At 70.7% G+C, this 25,530-nt stretch carries 23 protein-coding genes and 1 pseudogene; 10 read left to right on the top strand and 14 right to left on the bottom strand.

Annotation, left to right across the window (positions count from 1 at the left end; all coding sequences use genetic code 11):
- Positions 1–21: 21 nt before the first annotated feature.
- Positions 22–894: a DMT family transporter gene (locus QFZ58_RS07965; RefSeq protein WP_307124213.1), complete on the bottom strand. Its 873-nt coding sequence runs from the start codon at positions 892–894 to the stop codon at positions 22–24.
- Positions 895–989: 95 nt separating this feature from the next.
- Here QFZ58_RS07965 and QFZ58_RS07960 point away from each other — a divergent pair, with 95 nt between their 5' ends.
- On the top strand, positions 990–2,129 hold the full coding sequence (locus QFZ58_RS07960) for a winged helix DNA-binding domain-containing protein (RefSeq protein WP_307124212.1): 1,140 nt from the start codon (positions 990–992) through the stop codon (positions 2,127–2,129).
- Positions 2,130–2,141: 12 nt separating this feature from the next.
- Here the strand turns inward: QFZ58_RS07960 and QFZ58_RS07955 are convergent, their stop codons facing one another.
- On the bottom strand, positions 2,142–2,987 hold the full coding sequence (locus QFZ58_RS07955) for a helix-turn-helix transcriptional regulator (RefSeq protein WP_307124211.1): 846 nt from the start codon (positions 2,985–2,987) through the stop codon (positions 2,142–2,144).
- A 106-nt stretch (positions 2,988–3,093) separates the two neighbouring features.
- On the opposite strand from QFZ58_RS07955, the gene QFZ58_RS07950 reads away from it, so the two are divergent.
- Both QFZ58_RS07950 and QFZ58_RS07945 read left to right on the top strand, forming a co-directional pair.
- Complete coding sequence (locus QFZ58_RS07950; RefSeq protein WP_307124210.1) at positions 3,094–4,770, top strand: AMP-binding protein; 1,677 nt, start codon at positions 3,094–3,096, stop codon at positions 4,768–4,770.
- Positions 4,767–6,374 carry an AMP-binding protein gene (locus QFZ58_RS07945; protein WP_307124209.1) on the top strand — a complete coding sequence of 536 codons (1,608 nt, stop codon included), beginning with the start codon at positions 4,767–4,769 and terminating at the stop codon, positions 6,372–6,374. The genes QFZ58_RS07950 and QFZ58_RS07945 overlap by 4 nt, the downstream gene beginning before the upstream one ends.
- 70 nt (positions 6,375–6,444) lie before the next feature.
- On the opposite strand, the gene QFZ58_RS07940 is transcribed toward QFZ58_RS07945, so the two are convergent.
- From QFZ58_RS07940 to QFZ58_RS07930, 3 genes and pseudogenes are all read right to left on the bottom strand, one after another.
- Positions 6,445–6,666, bottom strand: coding sequence for a hypothetical protein (locus QFZ58_RS07940; protein ID WP_307129096.1), 222 nt, complete (start codon positions 6,664–6,666; stop codon positions 6,445–6,447).
- A gap of 71 nt (positions 6,667–6,737) precedes the next feature.
- A complete protein-coding gene (locus QFZ58_RS07935; protein WP_307124208.1) occupies positions 6,738–7,265 on the bottom strand; it encodes a GNAT family N-acetyltransferase in 528 nt (175 codons plus the stop codon).
- A 19-nt stretch (positions 7,266–7,284) separates the two neighbouring features.
- Positions 7,285–7,999 (bottom strand): annotated as a pseudogene (locus QFZ58_RS07930) (hypothetical protein).
- A 254-nt stretch (positions 8,000–8,253) separates the two neighbouring features.
- Here QFZ58_RS07930 and gcl point away from each other — a divergent pair.
- Positions 8,254–10,038 (top strand): glyoxylate carboligase, encoded by a 1,785-nt coding sequence (gene gcl / locus QFZ58_RS07925; protein WP_307124207.1) that lies wholly within the window; start codon positions 8,254–8,256, stop codon positions 10,036–10,038.
- A 238-nt stretch (positions 10,039–10,276) separates the two neighbouring features.
- On the opposite strand, the gene QFZ58_RS07920 is transcribed toward gcl, so the two are convergent.
- From QFZ58_RS07920 to QFZ58_RS07880, 9 genes are all read right to left on the bottom strand, one after another.
- Positions 10,277–11,365 carry a tyrosine-protein phosphatase gene (locus QFZ58_RS07920; RefSeq protein ID WP_307124206.1) on the bottom strand — a complete coding sequence of 363 codons (1,089 nt, stop codon included), beginning with the start codon at positions 11,363–11,365 and terminating at the stop codon, positions 10,277–10,279.
- Positions 11,366–11,701: 336 nt separating this feature from the next.
- Positions 11,702–13,159 carry a catalase gene (locus QFZ58_RS07915; RefSeq protein WP_307124205.1) on the bottom strand — a complete coding sequence of 486 codons (1,458 nt, stop codon included), beginning with the start codon at positions 13,157–13,159 and terminating at the stop codon, positions 11,702–11,704.
- 282 nt (positions 13,160–13,441) lie between these two features.
- Complete coding sequence (locus tag QFZ58_RS07910) at positions 13,442–14,335, bottom strand: 2-hydroxy-3-oxopropionate reductase (protein ID WP_307124204.1); 894 nt, start codon at positions 14,333–14,335, stop codon at positions 13,442–13,444.
- Between the two features lie 46 nt (positions 14,336–14,381).
- Entirely contained in the window at positions 14,382–15,224 is an 843-nt protein-coding gene (locus tag QFZ58_RS07905; RefSeq protein ID WP_307124203.1) for a TIM barrel protein, read from the bottom strand.
- A gap of 156 nt (positions 15,225–15,380) precedes the next feature.
- Complete coding sequence (locus QFZ58_RS07900; RefSeq protein ID WP_307124202.1) at positions 15,381–16,811, bottom strand: cellulose binding domain-containing protein; 1,431 nt, start codon at positions 16,809–16,811, stop codon at positions 15,381–15,383.
- A gap of 34 nt (positions 16,812–16,845) precedes the next feature.
- Positions 16,846–18,408, bottom strand: coding sequence for a beta-N-acetylhexosaminidase (locus tag QFZ58_RS07895; protein WP_307124201.1), 1,563 nt, complete (start codon positions 18,406–18,408; stop codon positions 16,846–16,848).
- An 88-nt stretch (positions 18,409–18,496) separates the two neighbouring features.
- Positions 18,497–19,336, bottom strand: a complete 840-nt coding sequence (locus QFZ58_RS07890) for a carbohydrate ABC transporter permease (protein ID WP_307124200.1) — start codon at positions 19,334–19,336, stop codon at positions 18,497–18,499.
- Positions 19,333–20,301, bottom strand: coding sequence for a carbohydrate ABC transporter permease (locus tag QFZ58_RS07885; protein WP_307124199.1), 969 nt, complete (start codon positions 20,299–20,301; stop codon positions 19,333–19,335). The genes QFZ58_RS07890 and QFZ58_RS07885 overlap by 4 nt, the downstream gene beginning before the upstream one ends.
- 43 nt (positions 20,302–20,344) lie before the next feature.
- A complete protein-coding gene (locus QFZ58_RS07880; RefSeq protein ID WP_307124198.1) occupies positions 20,345–21,610 on the bottom strand; it encodes an extracellular solute-binding protein in 1,266 nt (421 codons plus the stop codon).
- A 247-nt stretch (positions 21,611–21,857) separates the two neighbouring features.
- On the opposite strand from QFZ58_RS07880, the gene QFZ58_RS07875 reads away from it, so the two are divergent.
- The 6 genes from QFZ58_RS07875 (at position 21,858) to pucL (ending at position 25,493) form a co-directional block, all read left to right on the top strand.
- Entirely contained in the window at positions 21,858–22,700 is an 843-nt protein-coding gene (locus QFZ58_RS07875) for a GntR family transcriptional regulator (RefSeq protein ID WP_307124197.1), read from the top strand.
- Between the two features lie 140 nt (positions 22,701–22,840).
- A complete protein-coding gene (locus tag QFZ58_RS07870; protein ID WP_307124196.1) occupies positions 22,841–23,092 on the top strand; it encodes a hypothetical protein in 252 nt (83 codons plus the stop codon).
- Positions 23,089–23,466, top strand: coding sequence for a helix-turn-helix domain-containing protein (locus QFZ58_RS07865; RefSeq protein WP_307124195.1), 378 nt, complete (start codon positions 23,089–23,091; stop codon positions 23,464–23,466). Before QFZ58_RS07870 ends, QFZ58_RS07865 begins: the two co-directional genes overlap by 4 nt.
- A gap of 156 nt (positions 23,467–23,622) precedes the next feature.
- Positions 23,623–24,129: a 2-oxo-4-hydroxy-4-carboxy-5-ureidoimidazoline decarboxylase gene (uraD, locus tag QFZ58_RS07860; RefSeq protein WP_307124194.1), complete on the top strand. Its 507-nt coding sequence runs from the start codon at positions 23,623–23,625 to the stop codon at positions 24,127–24,129.
- Between the two features lie 41 nt (positions 24,130–24,170).
- A complete protein-coding gene (gene uraH, locus QFZ58_RS07855; RefSeq protein WP_307124193.1) occupies positions 24,171–24,563 on the top strand; it encodes a hydroxyisourate hydrolase in 393 nt (130 codons plus the stop codon).
- Between the two features lie 6 nt (positions 24,564–24,569).
- A complete protein-coding gene (pucL, locus tag QFZ58_RS07850) occupies positions 24,570–25,493 on the top strand; it encodes a factor-independent urate hydroxylase (RefSeq protein WP_307124192.1) in 924 nt (307 codons plus the stop codon).
- Positions 25,494–25,530: the final 37 nt, after the last annotated feature.

Here is a 25,530-nt window from a genome sequence, read left to right as displayed (position 1 = left end):
CGGCGCGTCGCGTCCTGGCGGTCACTTCACCCTCGGCCGCGGCCCCGCGCCCCCGGAGGCCAGCGGCGAACGGGCCAGCACCACGCAGCCCACGGCGATCAGCGCGACTCCGGTCAGCTGGGGCAGCAGCCACCATCCGGTCCGCAGCCTCTCACCGAACAGAGTCACCCCGTAGAGCACACTGATCAGCGCGTCCCCGAGGGTCAGCATCGGCTGTACGGCCACCAGCGTGCCCGCCTGCAAGGCGTTCTGGAGGAGGTACAGCGCGCCGACGCCGGCCACGGCCGTGGCGTACAGCTGCCATGCCGTCAGCAGGGACGTCAGCCCGTCCCCGGCCTCCAGCCGCGCCATGGCGTCCTTCATGAGCGCGGCCGTCAGCGCGTAACCGCAGGCCGCCGCCAGCCCGAGCAGCGCGGCCCGGGGGTTGCCGCGCAGGCCGAGCGCGGCGACGATCAGCGCGGCCTCGAAGAGACCCGTGAGCACCAGGGCAGGGACCCAGGCGGCGCCGCGCACACTGTCGCTGCCCCCGACGGGCGCGGCGGACGCCATGCCGAGCGCCAGCCCGAGCGTCACCGCCCCCACCCCGAGCCACACCGACCGCGGCATCCGGACCCGCATGACGAACCCGGCGAGCAGGAGCGTCGCGGGCAACTCGATCACGAAGATGGGCTGGACCACGGCGATCGGGCCGGTGGCCAGCGCCACGGCCTGGCAGACGGCCGCGACGACCACCAGGGCGATCCCGGCGAGCCACACCTTCTGGCGCAGCAGGTGCCCGAACAGCGACAGGCGCATCGCCTCGCTGTCGGGCACGTTCAGGGCGGCGCGCCGCTGGAGGACGGAGGCGGACCCGTTGCTGAGGGCGGTCAGAACGGCGAACAGGACACTGATCACGCGACCATCATGGGGGCCGACCGCGCCCGCCCCGTGGTGCCGCGTCCTGCGAGTGTGTCGGACGTGCCGGGCGGCGCCCGCGTACCCTGCGGTCCATGGTCGCGAAGAACGCTCCGTCACTCTCCACCCGGGCTCTCAACAGGGCAACCCTGGCGCGTCAGTTGCTGCTGAGCCGCACCACCGCGTCCGTGTCGGACACCGTCGGGCACCTCCTCGGCCTGCAGGCACAGAACACCAGACCGCCCTACTTCCAGCTCCTCGCCCGCCTCGAGGGATTCGACCCCGTGCAGCTCTCTTCGCTCATGGAGTCCCGCGAGGTGGTCAGGATCGTCACCCTGCGCTCGACCATCCACACCCACACCGCCGAGGACGCGCTCACCCTGCGCCCCCTGGTCCAGCCGGCCCGCCTGCGGGAACTGAACATGTTCCGGCACGGGCTCACCGGCGTCGACCTCGACCGGCTCGCCTCCCGCGCCAGGGAACTCGTCGAGGAGCGACCGCGCACGATGAGGGAACTGAGGCAGGAACTGGCCGTCCACTGGCCGGACGCCGATGCGAGGTCCCTGTCCGTCGCCGCCCGATGCCTGCTGCCCCTTGTCCAGGTCACCCCGCGCGGACTGTGGGGGCGCAGCGGACAGGTCGCACTGACGACCGCCGAGCACTGGCTCGGTTGCCCGCCGCGGCCCGCGGCCTCGCCCGACGCGACCGTGCTGCGCTACCTCGGCGCGTTCGGACCCGCGTCCGTGAAGGACATGCAGGTGTGGGCCGGACTCACCCGGATGCGGGAAGTCTTCGAGCGTCTGCGCCCCGAGCTGGTCACTTTCCGCGACGAGAACGGCACCGAGCTCTTCGATCTGCCCGACGCCCCGCGCCCCGACCCGGACACCCCGGCACCGCCGCGCTTCCTGCCCGAGTTCGACAACGTCCTGCTCGGCCACGCCGACCGGACCCGCGTCATCCCGCCCGCGTACAAGGGGCGCAACGGGGTGGGCAACCAGTCCTACGGGAGCGTCCTGGCCGATGGCTTCCTGGCCGCGCTCTGGCGCCTCGACGAGACCGCGGCCGAGGCGACCGTCACCGTGCAGGCCCTGGGTGAACTCGGCCCGGCCGCACGCGAGGAGATCACGCAGGAGGCCGTGGGCATGCTGACGGTGATGTCTCCCGCGCCCGCGTACGACGTCCGGTTCGCCTCCTTCGCCGACTTCCCCGACGACGGTGCCGGCCGCACGGAGTGACCCGCGCGGTCCTCAGGGCAGCAGTCCCGACCGGCGCGCGGCCACCACCGCCTCCAGCCGGGTGTGTGCCCCCAGCTTCCGCATCGCGGAGCGCAGATAGCCCTTCACGGTCTCCGGCCGCAGCCCCAGCCGCTCGGCCGCCGCCGCGTTCGTCGCCCCGGACGCCACGCAGGCGATCACGTCCAGCTCGCGGGGCGCCAGCCGCACGCCCGGGACCGCGGCGGTCCTGGGCGCACCGGCGGCCGAGGCGAGTCGCCCGCACACCGCGAGGAGTTCCCCGCGCAGGGCCGGATCGGTGATCCTCGGTGCCAGTGCGCGCAGCTCGCGGTGGGCCTCGCGGACGTCCTCCCAGGTGCCGGGGCCGGCGCCCGGGCCGGTCACCTGCTCCCGGGCGACCGCGAGCAGCTCCCGCACCTCGTCGCGGACGGCGAGCGCCTGCTCCACATCACGGGCCGCCGCCGTCGCCGCGTCGAACGTACGGTCCCCCAGCGTGAGCGGCGTCCGCAGCGCCCCGTACAGCACGCCGCGCACCTTGCGGCGTACGACGACGGGCACCGCGACGACCGAGCGCAGGCCCTCCGCGGCGACGGCCACGTCGTACTCGTGGCTGATGTGGCGCGAGGAGGGGTAGTCGGTCACGGCGCACGGGCGTGACAGCGCGATCGCCTTGCCGCCCAGCCCGCTGCCCGCCGAGATGACGAGCCCGCGCAGCGCGGTGGTCTGCGCCCCGCTCAGTTCGGCGATCCGGGCGTGTCGGGCATCGGAGAGCAGTCCGCCGAACACCATGGGCAGCCCACTCGCGCGGCGCAGCCGCAGGAGGGCCGTCTGCAGCTCGCTCGCCTCGCCCGGTTCCGGCACGCCGATGACTCTCCGCCCTGTGGGTCGTCCCCCCCGTCCGGGGGTGGTGAGATCTGGGTCACTGTTCCCATGATGGTAGGCGAAGGGTTCGCAATGAGGAGGGCACATGTCGGCAACGAGCGCGACGCAGACGTTCCGGGCGGCCCGGGACTTCCTGCTCGAGCACCGTGAGGACTACCTGAAGGCCTACGAAGGTTTCAGCTGGCCCCGGCCGGACCACTTCAACTGGGCGCTCGACTGGTTCGACGTCATCGCCGAGGGCAACGACCGCACCGCCCTGCACATCGTGGAGGAGGACGGCGGGCGCACCGAGGTCTCCTTCGCCGACATGGCGGCCCGCTCCGCCCGTGCCGCGAACTGGCTGCGGTCCCAAGGCGTCGCGGCCGGTGACCGGATCCTGGTCATGCTCGGCAACCAGGCCGAGCTGTGGGAGACCGCCCTCGCCGCGATGAAGCTGCGCGCCGTCGTCATCCCGGCCACCCCGCTCCTGGGCCCGGTCGACCTGCGTGACCGGGTGGAGCGCGGCAAGGTCCGCCACGTCCTCGTCCGGTCCGGGGACGCGGCGAAGTTCGACGAGGTGCCCGGCGACTATACCCGCATCGCCGTGGGCGCTCGCCTGGAGGGCTGGCTGTCCTACAGCGGGGCCGACGAGGCACCGGACACCTTCACGCCGGAACGGGAGACCGACGCCGACGAGCCCCTGATGCTCTACTTCACCTCCGGCACGACGGCCAGTCCCAAGCTGGTCGAACACACCCACGTCTCCTACCCGGTCGGCCACCTGGCCACGATGTACTGGATCGGGCTCGAGCCAGGTGACGTCCACCTGAACATCTCGTCGCCCGGCTGGGCCAAACACGCCTGGTCGAACCTCTTCGCCCCGTGGAGCGCGGAGGCCACCGTCTTCATCTTCAACTACACCCGCTTCGACGCGGCCCGGCTCATGGCGGAGATGGACCGCTCCGGCGTGACCAGTTTCTGTGCCCCGCCCACCGTCTGGCGGATGCTCATCCAGGCCGACCTCTCGCAGCTGAGGACCCCTCCGCGTGAGGTCGTCGCGGCCGGTGAGCCGCTCAACCCCGAGGTCATCGAGACCGTGCGGCGCGCCTGGGGCGTCACCATCAGGGACGGTTTCGGCCAGACGGAGACCGTCGTCCAGGTGGCCAACAGTCCCGGGCAGCGGCTGAAGACCGGCTCCATGGGCCGCCCCAGCCCCGGCTTCACGGTGGAGCTCCTCGACCCGGTGACCGGAGAGCCCGGCGCGTCCGAGGGCGAGATCTCGCTGGACCTCGCCACCGCACCGGTGGGACTGATGACGGGCTACCACGGCGACCCCGAGCGCACGGCCGAGGCCATGGCCGGCGGCTACTACCGCACCGGCGACATCGGAACACGCGACGAGGACGGCTACATCACGTATGTGGGCCGCGCCGACGACGTGTTCAAGGCCTCCGACTACAAGATCTCGCCGTTCGAGCTGGAGAGCGCCCTGCTGGAGCACGAGGCGGTGGCGGAGGCGGCGGTCGTCCCCGCACCCGACCCGGTACGGCTGGCCGTCCCGAAGGCGTACGTCGTGCTCGCGGAGGGCTGGGAGCCGGGTCCGGAGACCGCGAAGGTGCTGTTCGAACACTCCCGGGCCGTTCTCGCCCCGTACAAGCGCATCCGCAGGCTGGAGTTCGCCGAGCTTCCCAAGACCGTCTCCGGCAAGATCCGCCGGATCGAGCTCCGCGAGCGTACGGCGCTGGGGACCGGCACCGAGTTCGACGAGGGAAACCTGCGATGAGCGACCTGTCCTACGCGCACGGCGCCGGCACCACCGCCCTGCTCGGCGACACCATCGGCCGCAACCTGGCCCGGGCGGTGGAGGCCTTCCCGGAACGGGAGGCCCTGGTCGACGTCGCGTCCGGGCGCCGCTGGACGTACGCCGCGTTCGGCGCGGCCGTCGAGGAGCTGGCCCGCGGACTGATGGCGTCCGGGGTGGCCAAGGGTGACCGGGTCGGCATCTGGGCGGTGAACTGCCCCGAGTGGGTACTCGTCCAGTACGCGACGGCCCGCATCGGTGCCGTCATGGTCAACATCAACCCTGCGTACCGCGCGCACGAGTTGGAGTACGTGCTCCGCCAGGCCGGGATCTCCCTCCTGGTCGCCTCGCTCGCCCACCGTTCCAGTGACTACCGGGCCCTCGTCGCGCAGGTCCGTGCCAACTGCCCGGACCTGCGCGCCGTCCACCACATCGGCGATCCGTCGTGGGACGAGCTGACCGCCGCGGCGCGGGCCGTCACCCCGGAACAGCTGCGCGCCCGGGAGGCGGAGCTGTCCTGTGACGACCCGATCAACATCCAGTACACCTCGGGCACCACCGGTTTCCCCAAGGGGGCCACGCTCTCCCACCACAACATCCTCAACAACGGCTACTTCGTCGGGGAGATGGTCGCCTACACCGAAGAGGACCGGGTCTGTCTGCCGGTGCCGTTCTACCACTGCTTCGGCATGGTCATGGGAAACCTCGGCATCACGTCGCACGGTGCCTGCATCGTGATCCCCGCCCCGGCCTTCGAGCCCGCCGCCGTGCTGGCCGCCGTCCAGCAGGAGCGCTGCACCTCGCTCTACGGGGTGCCGACGATGTTCATCGCGGAGCTGAACCTCCCCGGCTTCGGCTCGTACGACCTGTCCTCGCTGCGCACCGGGATCATGGCCGGGTCGCCGTGCCCGGTCGAGGTGATGAAGAGGGTCGTAGCCGAGATGCACATGGCCGAGGTGTCCATCTGCTACGGCATGACGGAGACCTCCCCGGTCTCCACCCAGACCCGCCGGGAGGACGACCTGGAGCGCCGCACCGGCACGGTGGGCCGGGTGATGCCGCACATCGAGGTGAAGGTGACCGACCCGGTGTCGGGGGTGACCCTGCCGCGCGGTGAGGCCGGTGAGCTGTGCACCCGCGGATACAGCGTGATGCTCGGCTACTGGGACCAGCCCGGGCGGACCGCCGAAGTCATCGACGCGGGACGCTGGATGCACACAGGCGATCTGGCGGTGATGCGCGACGACGGGTACGTCCGGATCGTCGGCAGGATCAAGGACATGATCATCCGCGGTGGCGAGAACGTGTACCCGCGGGAGATCGAGGAGTTCCTGTACGGCCACCCGAAGATCGCCGACGTGCAGGTGGTCGGGGTGCCCGACGACGTGTACGGCGAGGAGATCCTCGCCTGTGTGATCCCGCGCGATCCGGCCGACCCGCCGACGCTCGACGAGGTGACGGCGTTCTGCCGCGAGCAACTGGCGCACTACAAGATCCCGCGCGGACTGCGCGTGCTGGAGTCCTTCCCGATGACGGTCAGCGGCAAGGTCCGGAAGATCGAACTGCGCGAGGGCTACGGCGCCTGAAGCGCCCGGCGCACCACACCCGGCGGAGCGGGAGCGGGGCCGGCCGGGGACAGGCGGGGCGGCGTGGCGGTCAGGCGGCTTCGATGACGTCGGAGCGGATGCCCTGGGTCGCCGCCGCCCACTCGACGAGGAGTACCTCGTACGCCGCGGCCTCCACGGAGGACCAGTCCTGGCCTGCGCGGGCGTCCACGAGCGCGCGGATCGCCTCGTTCGCCTCGACGGCGGCCGGATGGGTCGGCTGCATCGGGAAAACGGGGGTGGAGTGGGTGGAGAGTCGAGGAGTTAAGACCATGCCTTCACTCTACGTCCCCATACTGACAACAGCCCGAACATATGCGTCTCACGAGGCACAGGTGACCGAAATCATTGCCCGGTGCCGATGGGGAGTTCGCGGCGCATGCAGACGCGCGGCCAGCGATCCAGGCCGTGTTCGGCTTCCTGCGCCCTGATCGCCCGCAGCCCCTCGCCGATCTCGTGCTCCGCCAGTGTCCGGAAACCGAGGCGGGCGTAGTACGGCGCGTTCCACGGGACTTCGGCGAAGCTGGTCAGTGTGAGGGCCGCCAGCCCCTGGTGTCCGGCCCAGCCCGCGAGATGGTCGATGAGGCCGCGCCCCACACCCCGGCGCGATGCCGCCGGAGTGACCGAGACCTGCTCGATGTGGGCTGCCGAGTCGACGCGGTCGGCGATCAGGTAGCCGACCGGGGGGTCCGTCTCCCCGTCCGCGGCCACCCAGCACCGCCCGTCGAGGCGGTAGCGCTCCAGCAGGGGGAGGGGCGGTGGCTCGTCGTCCGCCACCGGCTCCATGCCGAACGCCCTGAACGGCTCACCGGCGGCGCGCTCGATCTCCTGGAGCAGGGGCAGTTCGGCCCTGAGGGCTCGGCGGAAGCGCATGGGGGCAGTATGGCCGAGGTCAGGGGCCCGTGCGGACCAGTTCGTCGGCGGGGGCGTTCACCGGCTGCGGGGTCCCCGTGAGGTCCATGACGAAGAGCGGGACGGCCAGACCGTCGGCGCGTGCGCGGGCGTCACGCGCGTAACCGGCGAGGGAGAAGAGCACGCCGGCCACCGAGTGGTTGAGGGCGTGCAGCCAGAGGCACTCGACATCGCGCAGGGCGGTCGGCCGCGTGGTCGAGTCGACCTGGGCGATGACCCCGGCCGCCTGCAGGTCCGCCCGTGAGCCGGCCCGGGCCCCGGGCTGGACGACGTCACGGTAGCCCAGCCACGTGAGATAGAGGGCGGCCGCGCTCACCGCGTCGTGGGCCGTGCGGATCACCAGGGGCCGGAACGGCGGGCGCGGGTGCGCGGTCGTGCGCGGCGGCGGTGTGGGCGAGGGGCGGGCCGGGCCCGGCGGCGTCGTCCCCCGCGTCGCCACCGGGCGTACGGGAATGCGCAGGACCGCCCCGCAGGGACAGCAGAGCTCGGGATGCGGCCACTGGTCACGGCGTCCGCAGGAGTGGCAGCGCACGCTGACCCAGTCGTCGTTCCAGGTGCGGTGCGTGATCGGCTCGACCGGCGCGCCGCGCATCAGGGGCGGGGCGGTGGGGGAGCCGCACGGGCAGGGGTAGACCGGCGTGACGTACGCGTGGTCCCGACGGCAGACCGGGCAGCGGCACCGGTACGGATTCCACGTTGCTCCCCCTCCCCGGCACCGGCGCGGCGGTGACTGCGGTGCGTGTCCCCATCGTCCACCAGGAGCGACCGTACGGGCAGCTACTCGGCGCACTTCGTGCTCCTGCCCTTCCCTCTCCTCTCCCTTGACGGCCGTCGGGCGCCGCTCTAGATTGTTCCGTATAGCAGAACAAATCTTCCGTAATACGGAATTGGTGCTCTCAGGTGGCGCGACAGAGCCCGAATCCACCACACGTCCGAGCAGGAGCACTCAATGCCTCGTATGACCGCTGCCCGAGCGGCAGTTGAGATCCTCAAGCGCGAAGGCGTCACCAACGCGTTCGGTGTGCCGGGTGCGGCGATCAACCCGTTCTACGCGGCGCTCAAGGCCGCCGGCGGGGTGCACCACACCCTCGCCCGCCACGTCGAGGGCGCGTCCCACATGGCCGAGGGCTACACGCGCGCCGAGGCCGGGAACATCGGTGTCTGCATCGGCACGTCGGGGCCGGCCGGCACCGACATGATCACCGGTCTCTACTCCGCCATCGCCGACTCCGTGCCCATCCTGTGCATCACCGGTCAGGCCCCGACGGCCGTGCTCCACAAGGAGGACTTCCAGGCCGTCGACATCGCCTCCATCGCCGCGCCGGTGACCAAGGCCGCGACGACCGTCCTGGAGGCGGCCCAGGTCCCGGGCGTATTCCAGCAGGCCTTCCACCTGATGCGCGCCGGCCGCCCCGGCCCCGTGCTCATCGACCTGCCGATCGACGTGCAGCTCACCGAGATCGAGTTCGACCCCGACCTGTACGAGCCGCTGCCGGTGCACAAGCCCGCCGCGACCCGCAAGCAGATCGAACGGGCCGTCGAGATGCTCAACGCCTCCGAGCGCCCGCTGCTCGTCGCGGGCGGCGGCATCATCAACGCCGACGCCTGTGAACTCCTCGTCGAGTTCGCCGAGCTGACCGGTGTCCCGGTCGTGCCGACCCTGATGGGGTGGGGCATCCTCCCCGACGACCACGAGCTGAACGCGGGCATGGTCGGTCTGCAGACCTCGCACCGCTACGGCAACGCGAACTTCCTGGAGTCCGACTTCGTCCTCGGTATCGGCAACCGCTGGGCCAACCGCCACACCGGCAAGCTGGACGTCTACACCCAGGGCCGCACCTTCGTCCACGTCGACGTCGAGCCGACCCAGCTGGGCAAGATCTTCGCCCCGGACCTCGGCATCGCCTCCGACGCGAAGGCCGCGCTGAAGCTCTTCGTCGAGGTGGCGCGCGAGCTGAAGGCCGCAGGGAAGCTGAAGGACCGTTCGGGGTGGGCGGCGTCGACGCAGGAGCGCCGTGCGAACCTGCAGCGCCGTACGCACTTCGACGACGTGCCCCTGAAGCCGCAGCGGGTGTACGAGGAGATGAACCGGGCGTTCGGCCCCGAGACCCGCTACGTCACCACCATCGGCCTCTCGCAGATCGCCGGCGCGCAGATGCTGCACGTCTATCGGCCGCGCCACTGGATCAACTGCGGCCAGGCCGGGCCCCTGGGCTGGACGATCCCGGCAGCGCTGGGGGTCGCCACGGCCGATCCCGGGGGATCCGTCGTCGCGCTCTCCGGCGACTACGACTTCCAGTTCATGCTGGAGGAGCTGGCGGTCGGCGCCCAGCACCGCATCCCGTACGTCCATGTGCTGGTCAACAACTCCTACCTGGGGCTCATCAGGCAGGCACAGCGCAACTTCGACATCGACTTCCAGGTCAACCTGGAGTTCGAGAACCTCAACTCCCCCGAGCTGGGCGTCTACGGCGTGGACCACGTCAAGGTCGTCGAGGGTCTGGGCTGCAAGGCCATCCGCGTCACCGAGCCGGACCAGCTGCTGCCGGCCTTCGAGGAGGCGAAGAAGCTGGCCGCCGAGTTCCGCGTGCCGGTGGTGGTCGAGGCGATCCTGGAGCGGATCACCAACATCTCGATGAGCGGGTCGGACATCGCGTCGGTCAACGAGTTCGAGGACGTGGCCACGGAGCCGGGCCACGCCCCGACGGCGATCCGTGCGCTGACGGTCTCCTGACCGCCGCCCGTCCCGGGCTCGCGCGACGCCGGCCTTCACGACCCCCCGTGGTCGCGAAGGCCGGCGTCGCGTCCGGCGCTCCTCGGCCTGCTGCCGTGTCGGGTCCGCCTTCTCACCCTTGAGCGCCACGTCGTACGCGGATGCCGACAGTTCCGGCTCGAAGACCGTGCCGTGTTTCTCACGTGGGGCGGCCGCGGCCGCCCCACGCCGGCTCCCGCAGCCGCCGTGTGACACCTACTCAGCCGACCAGCAGGTCGCGCTCGAGGTCCCTCAGCTCCTTGCCGCTCAGGCCGAGCGCCTGCTTCTCGTACGCCTGGAAGGAGCCGAACTCCTCGGCCACCTCCTGGAAACCGGAGTCGAGGTACTCGACGCGGACGTCGAGCATCGGCTTGTACACCTCGGCCTGGGCCGGCGGCATCGACGCCAGAGCCGCCGCGTTCGCCTTCGCGCGGTAGTCGTTGGAGGCGAGGTAGTCCGCGGTCACGGTGGAGCGGGGGACCCCGAGCGCGGTGAGCAGCGCGGCGTTCGCCCAGCCGGTGCGGTCCTTGCCGGCCGTGCAGTGGAAGAGGACGCCACGGGCGTCGCCGTCGGTGACACCCGAGAAGACCGCGCGGTAGGCCGCCCGCGCGGTGCCACCGCTCACCATGAACTTCTCGCCTTCGGTCATCATGGCGGCCGCCTCCGCGGCCGTCCTCGGCATGTCCGTGAAGACGGGGGAGCCCGCCAGGACGTCGGCGACGACGTGGGAGGAGCCCGCGGGGACGCGGTCGGGGGCCGCCACGCGCTCGGACTCCTGGCGCAGGTCGTAGATCGTACGGACGGACAGGCGGCGCAGCTTCGCCAGGTCGGCGGTGGTGAGCTTGTCCAGGGCGTCCGAGCGGTAGATCTCGCCCATCTTCACCCAGCGCCCGTCCGTGGTGCGGTAGCCGCCCGCGTCACGGAAGTTGACCGTGCCCTCCAGCCGGATCAGGCGGTCGGCGAGGTGGAGGGAGCCACCACGCTCGGGGACCAGGTCGAACCACCGGCGGTCCTGAGCGGTCAGACCGCGGACGGTGACCTTGCCGGAAGCGCCGCCGGAGGCGACGGTCCGCCCGCCGGTGCGCACGGCGACGTGGCGGACACCGGGTGCCGTCCATTCCACCGTGAAGGAGCCGTCCTCGTTCGCCGTCACCTCGGCAGCCGTGAAGGGGATCCGCTGCTGCGACGCCGAAGAGTGGTGGGCGGGGGTGAGGTGGGGGACGGCCGTGGCGGCCGGGGCGGTCAGGCCGACGACGAGTGCGGCGGCCAGGGCCGCGGAGGAGGTCCTGACACGAGTCATGGTGTTCATGACGGGGATGTTCCGCGCCCCCGTCGAGATCGTCCGCAACGGACCATGAACGGCGCGGGAACACGCTCCGAACGTGCCGGACCCGGACACGGCACAGGGGTGCGGTGCGCGCCGACGGCGCGCACCGCACCCCTGGTGTCCTGGTGCCGGGCTCACAGTGACCGCGACGGCGGACCGCGGGCCCCGGGCGGGCCGGTTCCTTCATGTCAGGAGCCGGCCCGTCCGGGCCCATCGCCACCGCACTGGCGTCGTCCGCCGCCGCGGTCCCGTCCTGCCGGTGCCGCGCGGACCCCTCATCCGGGTGCGCGGCACGGGCAGGGCCCTGGGGAAGGAGGCTCAGTCCTCGCGCAGGGCGCGGACGGCCTCCTCCACGCGCTTGCCGTACTCGGGGTCGGCGGCGTGGAAGTGGGCGAGGTTCTTCTCGATCACGTCGTCGCGGGTGACCTGCGAGAGGCCTCCGGCGATGTTGGCGACCAGCCGGCCCTTCTCCTCGTCCGACATGAGCCGGTAGAGCTCGCCCGCCTGGAAGAAGTCGTCGTCCTTCGTGTGCAGGGGCGCCTCGTGCGTGCCCGTCCAGCCGTGCACCGCGAGCGGGGAGGCCAGCGGGGCACCGGTCTGGGCGGGGCCGGCGTACGAGTTGGGCTCGTAGTTCTTGTCCTGGCGCGAGCCGTAGCGGGTCGCGTGCAGGCCGTCGCGGCCGTAGTTGTCGACGTCGGCCGCCTTCGGCGCGTTGACCGGGAGCTGCGTGTGGTTGATGCCCAGCCGGTAGCGCTGCGCGTCGGCGTACGCGAACAGCCGGCCCTGGAGCATCTTGTCCGGGGAAGGACCGATGCCGGGCACGAAGTTGTTGGGCGAGAACGCCGCCTGCTCGACCTCGGCGAAGACGTTGTCCGGGTTGCGGTCCAGCACCAGGCGGCCGACGCGCCGCAGCGGGTAGTCGGCGTGCGGCCAGACCTTCGTCACGTCGAACGGGTTGAAGCGGTAGTCCGCGGCCTCGGCGGCCGGCATGAGCTGCACGTACAGCGTCCAGGACGGGTTGACGCCCCGCTCGATGGCCTGGAGCAGGTCGGTCTGGTGCGAGTTGGCGTCCTTGCCGACCTGTTCGGCGGCCTGCTCGGCGGAGAGCGAGCGCACGCCCTGGTTGGTCTTGAAGTGGTACTTGACGAAGAAGGCCTCGCCCTGCGCGTTCGTCCACTGGTAGGTGTGCGAGCCGAAGCCGTTCATGTGGCGGTAGGAGGCGGGGATGCCGCGGTCACCCATCAGCCAGGTGATCTGGTGCGTCGCCTCCGGGGAGTTGGCCCAGAAGTCCCAGACGTTGTCCGGCTCCTGACGGCCCGTGAACGGGTCGCGCTTCTGCGAGTGGATGAAGTCGGGGAACTTGATCGGGTCCTTGATGAAGAACACCGGGGTGTTGTTGCCGACGAGGTCGTAGTTGCCCTCGTTCGTGTAGAACTTCAGCGCGAAGCCGCGGGGGTCGCGGACGGCGTCGGCGCCGCCGAGCGAGTCGGCGACCGTGGAGAAGCGGATGAACGTCTCGGTGCGGCGGCCGACCTCGGAGAGGAAGTCGGCGCGGGTGAAGCCGGTGACGTCGTCCGTGACCTCGAAGTAGCCGTACGCGCCGGAGCCGCGCGCGTGGACGACGCGCTCCGGGATGCGCTCACGGTTGAAGCGGGCGAGCTTCTCCAGCAGGTGCTGGTCCTGCAGGAGGATCGGCCCGCCGGCGCCGGCCGTGGCGGAGTTCTGGTTGTCGGCGACCGGGGCACCTGACTCGGTCGTGAGCACACGCTGGGACATGAGGGCCTTCCGTACGGGGCTGCTGACGGCCTCAGGAGCGTAGATTCGCCGGGAACGTAACGTCAACAGTTTGTTGAATATGGAGGAGATGGTTCCGGGCCGCGGCGGCGCCTGGGCGCGACAGGACAGGTGTCAGCGCCACCGCGACCCGGAGTTCGGGGGGCCCTGGGAAGGGCCGGGTGCCCTGGAGGGCGGGTGCCCGCGCCATGTGGAAGGGCGGGGTGTCCCGGGAGGGCCCGCGTGCCCCCGGAAGGGCCGCGTGCCGTGCGAGGGGCCGGGGTGTCAGACCTGGGAGCCGGAGAGCCGCTCGACCGAACGCAGCAGCGCGGAGTGGTCGAGGCCGCCGTCGCCCTGGGCGCGCAGCGAGGAGACCAGCTGGGCCACGACCGCGCCCACGGGCAGCGCGGCACCGACGTTGCGGGCGGCGTCCGTCACGATGCCCATGTCCTTGTGGTGCAGGTCGATGCGGAAGCCGGGGGCGAAGTCCCGCTTGAGGAAGTTGTCCTTCTTGCGGGTCAGGACCGTCGAGCCGGCGAGGCCGCCGTTGAGCACGTCGAGGGCGGCGGCGAGGTCGACCCCGGACTTCTCCAGGAAGACCACGGCCTCGGCGCAGGCCTGGATGTTGACCGCCACGATCAGCTGGTTGGCGGCCTTCACCGTCTGGCCGGAGCCGTGCGGGCCACACAGGACGATGGTCTTGCCCAGCGTCTCCAGGAGGGGCAGCGCGGCGTCGAAATCGCTCTGTTCGCCGCCGACCATGATGGACAGGACGGCCTCGATCGCGCCGGCCTCACCACCGGAGACGGGGGCGTCCAGCACGCGGATGCCCTTGTCCTTCGCCTTTCTCGCCAGGTCCACGGAGGTCTGCGGGGTGATCGAGGACATGTCGATCAGCAGTGCGCCCTTCCGGGCGTTCTCCAGGATGCCGTCGGCGCCGTACGCGACGGCCTCGACCTGCGGGGAGGCGGGGACCATGGTGATGACGACATCGGCGTCGCGCACCGCCTCGGCGATCGAGGCCGCGCCCTTTCCGCCCGCCGCGACCAGCCGGTCGACCTTGTCCTGTTCCAGGGTGTGACCGGTGACGTCGTAACCGGCCTTGACCAGGTTCTCCGACATGGGCGAACCCATGATGCCGAGACCGATCCAGGCGACCTTGGGGAGGTTGCTGCTCATGAGGGGTGCCTTCCGGGTAAGCGTGTGTACGGGGGGCGCCTGGGCCCTAGCGCGCCGCGGCGCGGTCCTCGGCGGGGAGCCAGGCGAAGGAGTCGGCGCTCGGCCGGTCGCCCGGCTTGTACTCCAGGCCGACCCAGCCCTCGTAACCGGCTTGCGCCAGTTCGTCGAGGAGCCGCTCCAGCGGGAGTGAGCCGGTGCCGGGCGCGCCGCGGCCGGGGTTGTCGGCGATCTGGACGTGGCCGGTCTTCGCGGCGTACGTCTTGATCACCTGACTGAGGTCCTCGCCGTTCATCGACAGGTGGTAGAGGTCCAGCAGGAACGCGGCGTTGCCCAGACCGGTCGCCTCGTTGACCCGGTCGACGACCTCGATGCCCGCCGGTGCGCTCACCAGGGGGTAGAGGGGCGACTCCGGCTTGTTGAGGGTCTCGATCAGGAGCGTCGCCCCGATCCGGCCGGCCGCGCGGGCCGCCAGGACGAGGTTGTGCAGGGCGAGTTCGTCCTGCGCGGCCGGGTCCACCCCCTCGACGCGGTTGCCGTACAGCGCGTTGAGCGCCTTGCAGCCCACCGAGGCGGCGAAGTCGGCCGCCACGTCGATGTTGGCGCGGAACCGGTCCGACTCCTCACCCGGCACGGAGAGCGCGCCGCGGTCGGGGCCGGGCAGCTGGCCCGCGTAGAAGTTCAGTCCCACCAACTGCGTGCCCGCGTCGTCGAGCGCCTTCTTCAGGGCGTCGAGTTCGGCCTGCGCAGGGGTGGGGGTCCCGGTCCACGGCCACCACAGCTCGACCGCGGTGAAGCCCGCAGTGGCGGCCGCCGCGGGACGCTCCAGGAGCGGGAGTTCGGTGAAGAGGATCGAGAGGTTCACATCGAAGCGCTGGTCCGAGTAACCCATAGTGCGCTCCTTCCGTATTGCGGAAGTTATTTTCTGCGTAACGGAAGATTGCCTGGCGGGTGGTGGAGCTGTCAAGAGGGGACCTGAATTCCGGACGCGCGAAAGCAGGGTGGAGGCCGTGTCGCCTCCACCCCGCTCCTGGTCACACCTCGTGGGTCAGGTGGCCGGCACCGTGTCCTGGAACGTCGTGCCAGCGGCCCGGTACCCGTTCACCAGCGCGGACACCTGCGTGGGGGAGAGCACCCGGTCCTTCACGTGCAGGACGTAGTCCACCTGCTGGTCGTACGAGCGTGGCGTGGTGCTGCTCTGGCCGGCCAGGTCGATCAGCCACTGGTTGAAGTTGATCGACATCGGCCGCTCGGGGAGGTAGGCCGCCCCGTGCGTGCCGAAGTTCCGGCCGTCGATGTAGTACGTGATGGCGTTGTCGTCGATGGTCAGCACCAGGTCGTGCCACCCGGCGTAGCTCTGCCGCGCCTCACTGTGCTGGTTGACGGCCTCCCACGGGTCGGGCCGGTAGGTCTCCCACGAGGTGGTGTAGAGGATGTCGGCCGGCTCGCCCCAGCCTCCGTTGGGCAGGTACTCGAAGTCGTACTCCGCGTAGTCGTCCGCCATCGGCGCCTTGAGGTCGTTGATGGTGAAGAAGGTCTGGACGAGGTGGTCACCGTCCGGGCCCGACCGCGGGGCGTCGCTGAACTTCACCCGGGCCGCGTAGGTGCCGTTGCGGAACTTCATGGACCGCGTGAGGATCTCCGTCTGCACCGTCGAGGCGCCTGTGCCCGCGGTGGAGGTCTCCAGGTTCATCACGGAGTTGCCGCTCTGACGGCTGAAGGTGACGTTCTCCGGAGCCCACACGGCCCCGGGCACTCCGGGACCACCGGAGTTGGAGCGGACACTCCAGCCGTTCGCCGCGATCCTCGGGTCCGCGTGACCGGTGTAGTCGAAGTCGTCGAACAGGGTGGGCCCGCCGGCCGGCGGGTCGGTGGGAGGGTCGGTCGGATCGGTCGGGCCGTTGCCGCCGGGCGCCTCGCCCCAGGTCGTGACACCGCCCACCTGTGCGGTGACCCGGGACCAGTCGCCGTACGTGCTCCGCTCGGCCCCGAAGGAGTAGTCGTCGCTCTGCCCGAGCGGTTGCCAGTCCGAGCGGTGGAAGCGCAGCTGCATGTCACCGGTGTCCGCGCCCGGGGCCAGGGAGCCCGCGCCGGCGGTGAAGGCGATCTCCAGGTAGCGGTCGGCGGTGGCGGTCGGGTTCGGCAGGGTCCTGAAGGTCCCGGTGATGTTCGCGCAGCCCTTCACCGCCCAGGAACAGGCGAACCGGTAGGCCGCCGACGCCGAGTCACCCTTGAAGTAGTAGCGGACCTTGACGTCGGTGAGCGGCACGCTCGCGCTGCCGGTGTTGCGTACCTTCAGCCACGGCTCGCTCTGGTCGGCCGTGGCACCGGGCGCGCTCGTGCGGTACTGGACGACGAGCCCGCCGGCCGCCGCGGCACCCGCGGTCGCGGGCAGGGCGGCGAGGGCCGTGCAGCCCAGGGCCAGGGTGACGGCGGCGGCCGCAGCCGCGCGGATACGGCTCCTGCGGAATGTCCTCATGGCGGTGTTCCTCTCCGGAACGGTGGGGGATGAGCTACCGGGGGGTTGGCGCTGTACCTGCGGCCGCGGTCATCAGGGACCGCGGGGTCAGAGGCCGGTAGGGGACGCCGAGGGCGTCCAGCCGGGCCGTGTGGTGGCGCAGTCGCTCGACGAATCCGGGCCAGTCACCGGGGCCGCCGGACCAGGCCCGGTCCGCCAGTGCGCACAGCCTGGGATAGGTGAGGTACTCGATCCGGTCCGGCGTCGTCACGTACTCGGTCCACAACTGCGCCTGGGTGCCCAGGACACGTGACGCCTCCTCCGGCTCCCAGTCGTGCGGCACCGGCTCGTTGGCGTGGACCGCGTACAGGGGGACGGGGGCGCCCGGCTGGGCCTGGGGCTCCTCCGGATCCGCGGACTGGGCGTAGTCGAGGTAGGTGGCACGGTGGTGCGCGGTCACCACCCGGTGCCCGCGCCGGGCCGCGGTGCGGGCATGGGCCGGATCGCGCCAGGTCATCACCGTGAACTCGGGGGGCAGTTCGCTGCCGCTCTCGGCCCAGCCGGTGGGCCGGCGGCCGTGCTCCACCAGGAACGAGCCGATGCGGCCCATGAACCAGCCGTGCAGCTCCTGGGGGCCGGCCAGCCCTTCGGCCGCCGCACGGGCCCTGGCCGCCGGGCTGTCCTCCCACTCGGTGGTCGGGCACTCCTCGCCGCCGATGTGGACGTACGGCGACGGGAAGACGTCCATGACCTCCTCCAGCACCGTCCGGCAGAAGTCGAAGACCTCCTCGTGGACGCCCAGCACGGTGTCGCAGACGCCCCACCTGGTCCACACGTCGAGGCGCCGCTCGGGGTGGTTGCCCAGGTGGGGGTAGGCCGCGAGGGCCGCGCGCACATGGCCGGGCATCTCGATCTCCGGCACGACGCTCACCCCCCGCTCCCGCGCGTGGCGTACCAGGTCACGCAGCTCCGCCCTGGTGTACGCACCCCCGTGCGGCACCCCGTCGGCCAGGGACTGGGACCGGTGGCCGCCCACCGACGTCAGCCGGGGGAACGCGTCGACCGGCATGCGCCAGCCCTGGTCGTCGGTGAGGTGCAGATGGAGGACGTTGAGCTTGTGCAGCGCCATCAGGTCCACGTACCGGCGCAGGTAGGAGACGGGCTGGAAGTGCCTGGCGACGTCGAGCATCGCGCCGCGCCAGGGGTAGCGCGGTACGTCGCTGATCTCGACGCACGGCAGCTCCCAGGTCATGCCGCGCGCACCACCCGAGAGGGCTTCGGGCGGCAGCAGCTGCCGGATCGTCTGGATCCCCCGGAGCAACCCTTGCGGCCGGGCGGCGCGCAGCAGAAGCGCCTGGGGCCCGACGGTGAGGCCGTACCCCTCGTCGCCCAGTCCGCCGAGCTGCGGATCGAGCGCCAGGACGACACGGCCGTCCGCGGAGGGCGTCAAGGGCAGGCCGGTCGTCGGCCCGAGGAGTGTGCGCAACAGGTCCGCCGCCCCTTCCGCACCCGGCAGGGCGCGTACGGAGGTGTCCTGGCCGAGGACGAAGCGGCCGGGCCGCGGCGAGACCTTGCCGGGACGGGGGAGGAGGGAGAGCTCGGGGCGTGATGCGGGCACGGGGGCCTCCGGATTCGGATCTCGGGCGTTTCGCGGGGACGGCCGCGGGGGCGTGGGCCCGCGGGGCGGACGCGGCCTCCGGCCGGGCTCAGCCCTTGACGGCGCCGGCCGCGAAGCCGGAGGTCACATGGCGCTGGAGCAGCAGGAAGATCACGAGCGCGGGCAGTGCGAAGAGCGTCGAGGCGGCCATGGTGGCGCCCCAGTCCGTGCCGAAGGTGTTCTGGAAGGAGGAGAGCCAGACCGGGAGCGTGCGGTTGTCCTGCTGCTTGATGATCAGGAAGTTGGCGTAGGCGAACTCGTTCCAGGCGGTGATGAATCCGAAGAGCGAGGTCGCCATGAGGCCGGGGGCGAGCAGCGGCAGTGCCACCCGCACGAAGGCGCCCGTCCGGGTACAGCCGTCGACCTGGGCGGCTTCCTCCAGTTCGGGCGGGATCGTGGCGAGGAAACCCCTCAGCACCACGATCGTGAACGGCAGTGTGATCATGAAGTAGACGAGGGTGAGCGTCGGCAGCCGGTCGAGCATGTCCGTGTCGCGCGAGATGATGTAGATCGGGATGATCAGCGATTCCCAGGGCGCCATCTGGGCGACGAAGACCAGCAGCATGAACTGGCGCCGGCCCTTCCACCGCAGCCGTGCGACGGCGAACGACGCCCCGAGCGCCACGGCGAGCGAGAGCAGCACGGCCCCCAGCGTGACCAGGACGCTGTTGCGCCAGAACAGTTCGAAACCGTCCGCCTGCACGGCCCGGCGGAAGTGGTCCAGCGTCCAGGTGCGGGGAACGATCCGGGGCTCGGAGGACTGGATGTCCCGGGACGGCTTGAAGGCGGTGGTGACCATCCAGTAGACCGGGAACAGGCAGACCACGACGGTCACGACGGCGGCGGCGTTCAGCGGGATCCGCCGGACGCGGGGGCGCGGCAGGGTCATGGTAAGTCGTCCTCCTGACGGAACATCTGGCGGAAGTGGAGGACCAGCACCCCCGACATCAGCACCACGGTGATCATCGACGCGGCGGAGCCCAGGTCGTAGCGCTGGCTGGAGAGCGCCGTCTGGACCGCGTACACGGGAAGGATCGTGGTGGCGTCACCGGGCCCGCCGCGGGTCATCACCCAGATCTGGACGAACGCCTTGAAGGTCCAGATCACCTCCAGCGACAGGACCAGCATGAAGATCGGCCGGAGCATCGGGAAGGTGACCGAGCGGAAGATGCGGGAGCCGGACGCGCCGTCCAGGCGGGCCGACTCGTAGAGCTCGGCGGGGACGGTCGTCAGCGCGGAGTACAGGGTGACCGCGGCGAACGGCACGGACTGCCAGACGATCAGGGTGACGAGGATCGTGAAGGACGCCGTCCCGTTCGCGAACCACGGGTAGCGGTCGAAGGACCTGAAGCCGAGCGCCGTCAGCAGCTGGTTGACGATGCCGAACTCGGAGTGGAACAGCCACTGGAAGACGGTCGTGGCCGCGACCACCGGCATGGCCCAGGCGAGCACCAGCGAGCAGAGCACGACCGTACGTCCGACCCGGCCCAGCCGCTCCGTCATCAGCGCGACCAGGGTGGAGATGACCAGGATCAGCACGACGCCGACGGCCATGAAGACGAAGGTGCGGCCGGTGACCTCCCAGAAGCGAGGGTCCGACAACAGCGTCCGGTAGTTTCGCAGCCCCACGAACTCGGCGTCCCCGCTGATCAGCTGGCGGAGCCGGAAGTCCTGCAGGGAGATCACCACGGCCCGCACCAGCGGATACACGAGCAGGTAGAGCATGCCGCCGATCGCGGGCGCGATCAGGGCGTACGGCCAGAGGTTGCGCGGGGGCCGTCCGGGCCGCCGCCCCGGTGGTGCCTTCGGGGGGCGGTGGACGCGTGGCGCGTGCCGTTCACGGACAGCCGGCACGGCGGGGCCTCCTCTCGGTGGCGGGAAACGGGTGGGGGCCGGGTCAGGAGCCGGCGTTCATGGCCCGGGTGATGTCCGCGGAGGCCTTGGCCGCCTCCTCGGCGGTGTCACCGCCGGTGAGGACGGCGGTCATGTAGTCCTTGACCGGGTTCTCTGCCTCCACCGCCGCCCAGCCCGGGGTGTTCGGCGTCGCACGGCCGTTCGCCGCGCCGACGGCCATCGCCGAGGCGCCGGGGTCGTCCGCCACGGCCGAGGCCAGCGTGGTCCGGTTGGGCACGTAGCTCATGGCCACCGCGAGCTTCTTCTGCCAGGCGTCGCCCGTGAGCTCCTTGATGAAGGTCAGTGCCGCGTCGGGGTGGCCCGCCGCCGCGGGAACGACCAGGTCCGAACCGCCGGTGAACACCGCCCCCGGTGTCCCGGCCGTCTTGCCGGGGATCGGGAAGAAGCCCAGCTTCCCCTTGAGGGCGGGATTGTTCTCCATGATCACGTTGGCTCCGCCCGGGGTGGAGATGACCTGGGCCACCTGGCCCTGGGCCATCACCTCGGCCTGCGGCGGATCGTCCTCGTCGGAGTCCTTGGGACCCTTGCCGAGCGCCTGCAGCCGGGCGTAGAAGGCCATGCCCCGCATCGCCTCGGGAGTGTCCAGCGCTCCCTTCCACCGGCCGCCGGACTCGGTGGCGAAGTCGCCGCCCTCGTCCCAGATGAAGCCGCCCAGCGCGTACCAGAGCTGGCCGGGCAGGTAGATGCCCTGCGTGCCGCCCTTGTCGAGCTTCGTGGTGGCGTCGATCCACCGCTCACGCGTGGTGATCTGCTTGGCGTCGACGCCGGCCTTCTCGAACAGGTCGGTCCGGTAGATCACGACGCGGTTGGCCGCGTAGTACGGGATGCCGTACTGCTTGCCCTCGTACGAGCCGGGTTCGGCCAGGCCCTTCAGCCAGTCCTCGCCGTTCAGCTCGTCCTTCCTGTCGCTGAGGTCCAGCAGGCCGCCACTCCCCGCGAACTGGGCCACCTGCGTGTTGCCCGCCTCGATGACGTCCGGGGCGTCGTTGCTCGCCAGGGCGGCGGTGATCTTCTGGCCGATGCCGTCCCACTCCTGGATCTGGATCCTGACGTCGATGTCCGGGTGCGTGGCCTCGAAACCCGCCGTGAACTCCTTCTGGAACGCGGCCGAGACGCTGTCGCGCATCAGCCAGACGTCGACCGCGGTCCTGCCCCCGGCCTCGTCGGCACCGTCTTCCGCGGAACTGCAGGAACTGAGGGCGGCGGCCGTCACGAGCGCGGACACGCCGGCAAGCAAGCGGTACTTCACGGTTCACCTCAACGGGGCAGAGACCTGACCACCTGACCAGTGAAGTCCACTGGACAGCTCACCTCTTGATGGTGGATGAAGGTGGCATAGACCAATGGGGCCGTCAACCCCTCCTGTAAAAAGGGACTTTGGCGACCTTGCGCCGGTCGGCCACTGTTCTTCCCGGCGCGGGTGGCTACACTTCCCCTGACCAGTGGCCGCCGGATGCTCAACTGGTAAAGGGAGCTGACCTCCAGAAGGGGCGTGGATGAAAGCCGACGTACCGGGGACGGTGCTCAAGCGGGAACGGGCCCGCGACGCGGTCCTCCAGCTGATCGAGAGCCGCAGTCCTGGGGACGCCATCCCGTCCGAGCGGGCGCTCTGCACCCTGCTCGGCGTGTCCCGGCCGACCCTGCGGGCCGCCGTCGACGAGCTGGTGGCCGCCGGGCTGCTGGTCCGCGAGCACGGGCGGGGGATGTTCGTCGCACCGGAGAAGATCACCCAGGAGCTGGTCTCCGCCGACCTGGCGCTGAGCGTGCCGCAGGCGGCCGGGGCGTGGTCGAGCCGTCTGCTGGAGTTCACCACCCTGCAGGCCGGCGCCCGGGTCGGCCGGAAACTGCGGATGTCGCCCGCCGAGGAGATCGTCTACGTCGCACGGCTGCGCCTGGTCGACGGCGCACCGATGGCGATCGAGCACCTGCACATCAGGGCGGCGCTCGTCCCCGGCCTGTCGGCGCAGGAGCTGGAGGACGGCGACCTCTACGAGCACCTGCGCCACACCCACGGGGTGCACGTCCGCGAGGCCGTCCAGGCCATCGAGCCCACCGTCGTCACCCGGGCGGAGGCCCAGCTCCTGGAGGTCCCCGAACTCTCCCCGGCCCTGCTCTTCGAGCGCCTCACCTCGGACACGGCCGGGCTGCCCGTGGAGTACGTCCATTCGCTCTACCGGGGCGACCGCTACCGGATCGTCTCCCGGCTCGCGCTCGGGCCGGCCGCCGCCACCGCCGGACTCGTCAGGGACGGGCACCACCCGGGTATCCCGCCCGGAGACTTCGCGCACGGCGATCCGATCACCTCGTCCACCCGGGGGGACATCCAGGCCGGGCCGTGAAGCCCCGGGGACCGCCGTGCCGTGGCCCGCCGTGCCGCCGCGGTCCGCCTTTCTCAGGACCTCCGCGTCCCGGAGGGCGTGCCTTAAGGTCGGGACGAGCCGTGCGAGCCGACGGACGCGGCGGGACATGAGGAGGCACCGTGCGCCTGAGGGTGGAGTTCACCACCGAGCCGTTCGATCTCGACGAGGCACCCGCGCACGCGGTGGCGGCCCGCGAGGTCATCCAGACCGCCGACCTGGACGCGGTGGACGTGGGCCCCTTCGGGAACACGGCCGAGGGGGAGGCCGGTCAGGTCCTCGAGGCGGTGGACTCCCTGCTCCACAAGGCCCTGGCCTCGGGTGCCACCCGGGTCTCCCTCCAGCTCAACGTGATCGGGGAGGACACCCCGTGACCGCACCGGCCGATCACCCCCTGGTCACCGCCGTGAAGCCGCTCGTCGACGCCATGGGCGCCGAGCTGCTGGACCCGGGGCAGGCCACCACCGAGGACGTGGTGCTCGCCTGGGAGGGGACGGACGTCATAGCCGTACGGCTCCCGCAGCTCTCCGAATCGCTCGACCACATCCTGGCCGCGATGGAGCGGCGGCACGGAATGCCACTGGCTGAGCTGGACCGCAAGACGAAGCAGGGCGTGGTGCGCACTTTGGAGGCACGCGGTGCCTTCTCGGTGCGGCACGGTGTCGAGACCGTGGCCGGAGCCCTCGGGGTCTCCCGGTTCACCGTCTACAACTACCTGAACCGGGACGATGCGGCCAAGGGTGAGTAGCTGAGCGTAATGCGCGGTCAATGCCGTCGTCCGGGAACTGGGGCGGCGGCATTATCTGTTCATGGAATTTCAACAAACTGTTGACGTGGTGTGGGGAAGGGCGTTAGCTGTCCGCAGCCCGAAAACGCACAGCGGAAAAAAGCCACGGAGGCTCCCGTGACTACGAGCTCCACACCGGGTCTGGCCCGGTTCAACACCCTGGCGGCCGACGAGGCCACAGCCGTGCTGCACGAGGTGTGTGCCAGTGCGGAGTGGGGAAGCATCATCCTCGCCCACCGGCCCTACGCCGACACGGAAGCCCTGTTCACCGCGAGCGACGCCGCCATGGCCGAGCTCACCGCGGAGGACCTGGCCGACGCGATGGCCGGCCACCCGCCCATCGGCCGCCCCAAGCCGGGGGACCCGGCCTCCGCCCGTGAACAGCGCGGAATGGCCGGTGCGTCCGAGGAGCTCAGGGCGGAGATGCTCGAACTCAACCTGGCTTACCAGGAGCGGTTCGGGCACGTCTTCCTGATCTGCGCCACCGGAGCCACCGGTGAGCAGATGCGCGACGCGGTGAAGGCCCGGATCGGCAACTCGCCCGAGCAGGAACGCGAGATCGTCCGCACCGAGCTGGGCAAGATCAACCGCATCCGGCTGACCCGCCTTCTACAGGACTCCTGAGGTCCCGTACAGCACTCCCGAGAACAAGGAGCGTGACGGTCTTGAGCACCGACACCACCGCATCGGTGTCCACCCACATCCTGGACACCAGCATCGGCCGTCCCGCCGAAGCCGTCTCCGTCTCCCTGGCCGCCCGCAGCGGCGGCGAAACGCAGTATGTGACGCTCGGCGGATCCGCGACCGACGCGGACGGGCGCTGCAAAGACCTGCCGGCCCTGCCGGAAGGCACCACCCACGTACGGCTCGTCTTCGACACCGAGTCGTACTTCACAGCGAAGAAGCAAGCCGAGGCGCAGCAGGACGCCCCCCGCGTAAGGGACAGCGGCGCGTTCTTCCCGGAGGTGGCGATCGCGTTCGCCGTCACCCCGGGCGAGCACTATCACGTACCGCTGCTGCTCAACCCGTTCGGCTACTCCGTTTACCGAGGGAGCTAGCAGACAATGCCCACGATTCTCGGCCAGAACCAGTACGGCAAAGCAGAGAACCGCGTCGTCAAGATCACGCGGGACGGCGACACCCACCACATCAAGGACCTCAACGTCTCCGTCGCCCTCTCCGGTGACATGGACGACGTCCACTACTCGGGCTCCAACGCCAACGTCCTGCCGACCGACACCACCAAGAACACGGTGTTCGCCTTCGCCAAGGAACACGGCATCGAGTCCGCCGAGCAGTTCGGCATCCACCTGGCCCGGCACTTCGTGAGCTCGCAGGAGCCGATCAAGGTCGCCAGGATCCGGATCGAGGAGTACGCCTGGGAGCGCATCGCGACCTCCGACGGCAACTCGAAGTTCATCGGTGCCGACGAGGTCAAGCACTCCTTCGTCCGCAAGGGCCAGGAGACGCGCACCACCCAGATCACCTTCGACGGTGAGAAGTGGGAGGTCATCTCCGGTCTCAAGGACCTCAGCGTCATGAACTCCACCAACTCGGAGTTCTGGGGCTACGTCAAGGACAGGTACACGACCCTGAAGGAGGCGTACGACCGCATCCTGGCGACCGACGTCTCCGCCAAGTGGCGGTACAACTGGACCAGCGACGAAGAACGCATGCCGAACTGGGAGAAGTCCTACGAGCAGGCGCGCAGGCACATGCTCCAGGCCTTCGCGGAGACGTACTCCCTGTCGCTCCAGCAGACCCTGTACCAGATGGGTTCGCGCATCATCAACAGCCGCAGCGAGATCGACGAGATCCGCTTCTCGCTCCCGAACAACCACCACTTCCTGGTGGACCTGGAGCCGTTCGGCCTCAAGAACGACAACGAGGTGTACTTCGCGGCCGACCGTCCGTACGGCCTCATCGAGGCGACCGTCCTGCGGGACGGCGTCGAGCCGAAGATCCCGGTCGACATGACCAACCTCTGACGCGGTGCTGAACCGGCCCCCGCCCTCGGCGGCGGGG

Source organism: Streptomyces sp. B1I3, from assembly GCF_030816615.1.
Lineage (GTDB): Bacteria > Actinomycetota > Actinomycetes > Streptomycetales > Streptomycetaceae > Streptomyces.
Note: the sequence above shows the minus strand (reverse complement) of the source record. Positions and strands in the feature narration are given on the sequence as shown.

Coding starts and splice junctions, on each gene's coding strand:
- QFZ58_RS07950 (WP_307124210.1), top strand. CDS start 3,094: ATGTCGGCAACGAGCGCGACGCAGACGTTCCGGGCGGCCCGGGACTTC.
- QFZ58_RS07935 (WP_307124208.1), bottom strand. CDS start 7,265: ATGCGCTTCCGCCGAGCCCTCAGGGCCGAACTGCCCCTGCTCCAGGAG.
- QFZ58_RS07945 (WP_307124209.1), top strand. CDS start 4,767: ATGAGCGACCTGTCCTACGCGCACGGCGCCGGCACCACCGCCCTGCTC.
- gcl (WP_307124207.1), top strand. CDS start 8,254: ATGCCTCGTATGACCGCTGCCCGAGCGGCAGTTGAGATCCTCAAGCGC.
- QFZ58_RS07900 (WP_307124202.1), bottom strand. CDS start 16,811: ATGAGGACATTCCGCAGGAGCCGTATCCGCGCGGCTGCGGCCGCCGCC.
- pucL (WP_307124192.1), top strand. CDS start 24,570: ATGCCCACGATTCTCGGCCAGAACCAGTACGGCAAAGCAGAGAACCGC.
- QFZ58_RS07910 (WP_307124204.1), bottom strand. CDS start 14,335: ATGAGCAGCAACCTCCCCAAGGTCGCCTGGATCGGTCTCGGCATCATG.
- QFZ58_RS07890 (WP_307124200.1), bottom strand. CDS start 19,336: ATGACCCTGCCGCGCCCCCGCGTCCGGCGGATCCCGCTGAACGCCGCC.
- QFZ58_RS07915 (WP_307124205.1), bottom strand. CDS start 13,159: ATGTCCCAGCGTGTGCTCACGACCGAGTCAGGTGCCCCGGTCGCCGAC.
- QFZ58_RS07920 (WP_307124206.1), bottom strand. CDS start 11,365: ATGAACACCATGACTCGTGTCAGGACCTCCTCCGCGGCCCTGGCCGCC.
- QFZ58_RS07940 (WP_307129096.1), bottom strand. CDS start 6,666: ATGGTCTTAACTCCTCGACTCTCCACCCACTCCACCCCCGTTTTCCCG.
- QFZ58_RS07905 (WP_307124203.1), bottom strand. CDS start 15,224: ATGGGTTACTCGGACCAGCGCTTCGATGTGAACCTCTCGATCCTCTTC.
- QFZ58_RS07875 (WP_307124197.1), top strand. CDS start 21,858: ATGAAAGCCGACGTACCGGGGACGGTGCTCAAGCGGGAACGGGCCCGC.
- QFZ58_RS07960 (WP_307124212.1), top strand. CDS start 990: ATGGTCGCGAAGAACGCTCCGTCACTCTCCACCCGGGCTCTCAACAGG.